The sequence below is a fragment of the Roseicyclus sp. genome (assembly GCF_965662675.1).
In the GTDB taxonomy this organism is placed as follows: domain Bacteria; phylum Pseudomonadota; class Alphaproteobacteria; order Rhodobacterales; family Rhodobacteraceae; genus Roseicyclus.
In genome coordinates this window covers 1-4,842 of the sequence record NZ_CBFIIK010000153.1, presented here as the reverse complement: position 1 = coordinate 4,842, position 4,842 = coordinate 1, and the positions used below count along the sequence as shown (strand labels likewise).

6 protein-coding genes are annotated in these 4,842 nt (G+C 64.7%); 1 reads left to right on the top strand and 5 read right to left on the bottom strand.

Translation table 11 applies throughout. The features are described from left to right. The coding region (locus tag ACTG4J_RS14775) for a hypothetical protein (RefSeq protein ID WP_439140500.1) at window positions 1–881 on the top strand (881 nt) is incomplete at its 5' end. Here the strand turns inward: ACTG4J_RS14775 and ureG are convergent. The 5 genes from ureG to ACTG4J_RS14750 all read right to left on the bottom strand — a co-directional run. Further along, entirely contained in the window at window positions 876–1,487 is a 612-nt protein-coding gene (gene ureG, locus ACTG4J_RS14770; RefSeq protein WP_439140499.1) for an urease accessory protein UreG, read from the bottom strand. The two genes, ACTG4J_RS14775 and ureG, sit on opposite strands and share 6 nt — an antisense overlap. Window positions 1,488–1,614: 127 nt before the next feature. Then, window positions 1,615–2,253, bottom strand: a complete 639-nt coding sequence (locus ACTG4J_RS14765) for an urease accessory protein UreF (RefSeq protein ID WP_439140501.1) — start codon at window positions 2,251–2,253, stop codon at window positions 1,615–1,617. A 2-nt stretch (window positions 2,254–2,255) separates the two neighbouring features. Continuing rightward, window positions 2,256–2,765, bottom strand: a complete 510-nt coding sequence (ureE, locus tag ACTG4J_RS14760) for an urease accessory protein UreE (protein WP_439140498.1) — start codon at window positions 2,763–2,765, stop codon at window positions 2,256–2,258. A 40-nt stretch (window positions 2,766–2,805) separates the two neighbouring features. Continuing rightward, on the bottom strand, window positions 2,806–4,515 hold the full coding sequence (gene ureC, locus ACTG4J_RS14755; RefSeq protein ID WP_439140497.1) for an urease subunit alpha: 1,710 nt from the start codon (window positions 4,513–4,515) through the stop codon (window positions 2,806–2,808). Between the two features lie 33 nt (window positions 4,516–4,548). Beyond that, window positions 4,549–4,842, bottom strand: a 294-nt coding sequence (locus ACTG4J_RS14750) for an urease subunit beta (protein ID WP_439140496.1), incomplete at its 5' end; no start/stop codon positions are given.

The window sequence follows — 4,842 nt, the reverse complement described above, 5'->3', positions numbered from 1 at the left end:
TCGCTTGGCGCAACCGATTGGCGGGCATCGGCCGCGATCATGGTTTTTTCACCCGGATCGGTGATGAGCACCTGACCCTTTTCGTACAAGAGGGCGACACGCTGCTGGTCAGTTTCGACCGCGCCGCACGGGTCTGTCATCATGAGCCCGATGGCCTACCCCTCGGCTTCGAGGCGGTCCAGCGCAAGGAATGGTCGCTCCTGTCGATCATGTCACTGAGCGATAGCTGGTATCGCTCCGCCGATCTGGTCGCTTTTTTCGATGGTCTTGCACAGGCGGGTTTTTTCGACAGCTTTGCCCAGGTGATCTTTTTGGGCTTCGGCCCCGCGGCAGGTCACGCCGCCTGTGCCTACAGTGCTGCGGCACCCGGTGCGTTGGTTTTGGCGACGGCTCCCGCCGCCACGCTCACCCCGGAACGCGCGGGTTTCGATCGCCGCTTCCTAGCCGAGCGGAGGCGCGACTTCTCCCGCTATGGCGATGCGCCGCAATTGATCGCCACAGCCCGCGACGTCGTCATCGCCTATGATCCAACCGATGCCCTCTCAACCGCCCATGTCGCGCAGTTCCGCGGCCCGCAGGTCACGCTCGCCCCGCTGCGCTTCACCGGGACCGCCCCCGATCGCATGATCCGACAGGGCGGCCTTTTGATGCAGTTCTTGCGCGCGCTCGGTCATCAACGCCTGACCAGCGCCCGCGTCGCGGCGCTGATCCGCCCGGTGCGCCGTGCCGATGCCACCTATTTGTGGGATCTGCTCCAGCGCGCCCAACGCCAAGGCCAATTCAACCGCGCAGCGCGCATCGCCGACTACGCCGCGGATGTCACGGGCGAGGCGCGCTTTGCCACCCAAGCCGCTGACCTCGCAGAAAACAGCGGTTCATAATCCGCCCGCCTCCTTCAAGAATGCCACAACCGCATCGACACCGCGGTCTTGGCGCAAGGAGGCCATGACAAAGGGGCGCGCGCCCCGCGCCGCACGCGCATCCGCCTCGAGCTGCGCGGGATCGACGCCGACATGGGGGGCAAGATCGATCTTGTTGACGATCAAGAAATCAGACCGCGTCACCCCCGGCCCTTTCTTGCGCGGAATATCCTGACCCGCGGCCGTGTCGATGACGTAAAGCGTCAGATCGGCCAACTCGGGCGAAAATGTCGCCGCCAGATTGTCACCACCCGATTCGATGAAGATGACATCGAGATCTGGGATACGTGCCCGGAACTCGGCCACCGCCGCAAGGTTGATCGAGGCATCCTCGCGGATCGCGGTATGCGGACAGCCACCTGTCTCGACCCCCATGATCCGGCTGGCAGGCAACGCCTGCGCACGCAACAGGTAATCGGCATCCTCGGATGTATAGATATCATTGGTGATGACGGCGACCGAATACTGCGCCGCCATGGCACGGCAGAGCTTTTCGGTCAGCGTCGTCTTTCCCGCGCCGACCGGCCCGCCGATCCCGACCCGCAAAGGCCCATGTGCACTGGCCATCGCTTGACCTCCTTCATCCATCATTCAGGGTGACGCGCTGCGCGCGCCCCTTCTCCGTTTCCCAAATATCCCGGGGGAGGCGCGGCACGCGACGGGGGCAGCGCCCCCTCTTCGCTCGGTCGCCGCATCATGTCCGGAATATCCGCACCTCCTGCACCTCATGCTCCATCGCGGCCAGATCGGCACCGAAGACCGCCGTCCCGATCCCCGCCAAACCCGCCTCACAGGCCGCCTCGGCCAGCATCATGATCCGGCCTTGCAAAGCCGCCATCACCCTTTGCCCCTCGGCCTGCCCCAAGGGCATGAACCGCACCGCCGCCGAGACAAGACTTGCCGCAAAGGATTGCAGGTAAAGCGCGCAAACCGTCCGATCCTCCAGCGCAAGCGCTCGCGCCGCGGCGCCCAGGACGACCGGATAGGGGCGTGCCACCCCGTCACCCACCCCCATCGCGGCCAATGTCTCGGCCAGCGCCCGTCCTTGCGCGCTGGTCTCGGCAACACGTTCGCGCGAACCGGCCAAAGCCAGTGCCAGATCGGACAGCGCCGCAAGATCGGCCGCGCCGCGCCGCGCGGCAAGCATCAAGATCGCATCGCTGCGCCCCGCGCCTGCGGCCAGCACCGCATCGATCCAATCGGTCAGCCCGGCGCCATCGCGCACCCGCCCCGCCACGATCTCGGCCTCGAGCCCGTGAGAATAAGCATAGGAGGACACCGGAAAGGCCGGCGAGAGCCATTGCGTCAGTTTCAACAGATCGGCGTGCTGCATCATCAGCCGTGATCATGCCCATGGTGATGCCCGTGGTCATGCGCATGGCCATGACCCGGCCCGTGATCATGGCCCATCGTCCGGCCATGACCATAGGCTCCACCTTCGGGCGTGAAAGGCCCGGTCACCGCCAAAACCCCTGCCCCCAATTGGCGCAGCATCGCGGCCAAGACATGATCGTCACGGATCAGCAGGTAATCATCTGCAATCTGGCAGGGCGTATGGCGATTGCCGATATGCCATGCCAGCCGCACCAGATCACCCGTCACCCGCAACAGGGGCTCATCGGCGGCAACGACCGCGATCAGCGCGCCGGCCGTCGTCTCCAGCGCGTCACCCGCGCCCAAAGACGTCGTCTCGGGCAAATCCACCAAGACCGCAGCGCCCGAGGCCATGACCAGACGCTTGCGACGCAAAAACCGCCCCTCGTAATCGAGGACGAGGCGATCTGCCGCCTGCCCCGTCCAATGGCCCGCCGCATGGCGCCGTTGCACAATCATCGTCTCTTGCATCGACAACTTCCCTCGTGCCGCACCGCCGGAGGCGGCCGGATCAATACATGAAATAGCGCTGCGCCATCGGCAATTCCGTCGCGGGCGCGCAGGTCAGCAACTCGCCATCGGCGCGCACCTCGTAGGTTTCGGGATGCACCTCGACATGGGGGGTGGCGTTGTTGTGGATCATGTCGCGCTTGCGCACCGATCTTATGCCCTCAACCGCCAGCGTATCCTTGGCCAAGCCCAGCCGCGCCTTGATGCCCAAATCCTGCGCCGCTTGGCTGACAAATGTGACCGAACCGCGCTCGACCGAGCGGCCATAGGCCCCCCACATCGGGCGCGAATAGACGGGTTGCGGCGTGGGGATCGAGGCGTTGGGATCGCCCATTTGCGCGACCGCAATCGTGCCGCCGATCAAGACCATCTCGGGCTTCACCCCGAAGAACGCCCGGTTCCACAGCACCAGATCGGCGCGCTTGCCCACCTCGACACTGCCGATATGGCGCGAGATCCCATGCACAAGGGCCGGGTTGATCGTGTATTTGGCGATGTAGCGCTTGACGCGGACATTGTCGTTATCGCCTGTCTCGTTCGCCAGACGCCCGCGCTGTTGCTTCATCTTGTGGGCGGTCTGCCAAGTGCGGATGATCACCTCGCCCACCCGCCCCATGGCCTGACTGTCCGACGCCATGACCGAGAACGCGCCCATATCGTGCAGGATATCCTCGGCAGCGATCGTCTCCTTGCGGATGCGGGACTCAGCAAAGGCCACATCCTCGGGAATGGATTTGTCGAGGTGGTGGCAGACCATCAGCATATCGAGATGCTCTTCCAGCGTGTTGACCGTGTAGGGCATCGTCGGGTTGGTCGAGGATGGCAGGATGTTCTGAAACCCCACAACCTTCATGATGTCGGGCGCATGCCCGCCCCCCGCGCCTTCGGTGTGAAAGGCGTGGATGCAGCGATCGCCGATGGCGGCGAGCGTGTTCTCGACAAAGCCGGACTCATTGAGCGTGTCGGTGTGGATCATCACCTGCACATCCATATCCTCGGCGACCGACAGGCAGCAATCGATGGCACCGGGCGTGGTGCCCCAATCCTCGTGTAGCTTCATGGCGCAGGCGCCGCCTTCGATCTGTTCGATCAACCCCTCGGGGCGGGAGGCATTGCCCTTGCCCGCAAAGGCCAGGTTCATCGGAAAGGCGTCCGCCGCCTGCAACATCCGCCCCAGATGCCACGGCCCCGGCGTGCAGGTGGTGGCCAGCGTGCCATGCGCCGGCCCCGTGCCGCCGCCCAGCATGGTGGTCAGCCCCGAATGGAGCGCATCCTCGATCTGCTGGGGACAGATGAAATGGATATGGCTGTCGAACCCGCCTGCCGTCAGGATGCGCCCCTCGCCCGCAATCGCCTCCGTGCCCGGTCCGATGATGATATCGACGCCCGGTTGCGTGTCGGGGTTGCCTGCTTTGCCGATGGCGTGGATGCGCCCATCGCGTAGGCCGATATCGGCCTTGTAGATGCCCGAATGGTCGATGATCAGCGCATTGGTGATGACGGTATCAACCGCGCCCTCGGCCCGCGTGCGCTGGCTTTGACCCATGCCATCACGGATCACCTTGCCGCCGCCGAATTTAACCTCTTCGCCATAGGTGGTCAGGTCGCGCTCCACCTCGATGATCAGATCGGTATCGGCCAGCCGCACCCGATCGCCGGTGGTGGGGCCATACATGTCGGCATAGGTTGTCCGGGGGATGCGGGTGGGCATGGGATCACTCCTTCGCCTTGAAAACTTGGACCATCATAGCTTGCCCATCACGGCCTTGTTGAAACCCCAGACCGCGCGGTCGCCGCCATAGGGGACAAGCGTCACCTCGCGCGTCTGGCCCGGCTCGAACCGCACGGCGGTGCCCGCCGCGATATCAAGGCGGTGGCCCCGCGCTGCCACCCGATCGAACTCAAGCGCGGCGTTGGTCTCGGCGAAATGGTAATGGCTGCCAACCTGCACCGGCCTGTCGCCCGTATTGGCCACCATCAGCGTGATGGGCGTGCTGCCCGCGTTCAGCTCGATTTCGCCCGCAGCAGTAAAGATTTC

Bases quoted from the DNA above. Each gene is read 5' to 3' on its own strand.
- ureG (WP_439140499.1), bottom strand. From the start codon at position 1,487: ATGGCCAGTGCACATGGGCCTTTGCGGGTCGGGATCGGCGGGCCGGTC.
- ACTG4J_RS14765 (WP_439140501.1), bottom strand. From the start codon at position 2,253: ATGCAGCACGCCGATCTGTTGAAACTGACGCAATGGCTCTCGCCGGCC.
- ureE (WP_439140498.1), bottom strand. From the start codon at position 2,765: ATGCAAGAGACGATGATTGTGCAACGGCGCCATGCGGCGGGCCATTGG.
- ureC (WP_439140497.1), bottom strand. From the start codon at position 4,515: ATGCCCACCCGCATCCCCCGGACAACCTATGCCGACATGTATGGCCCC.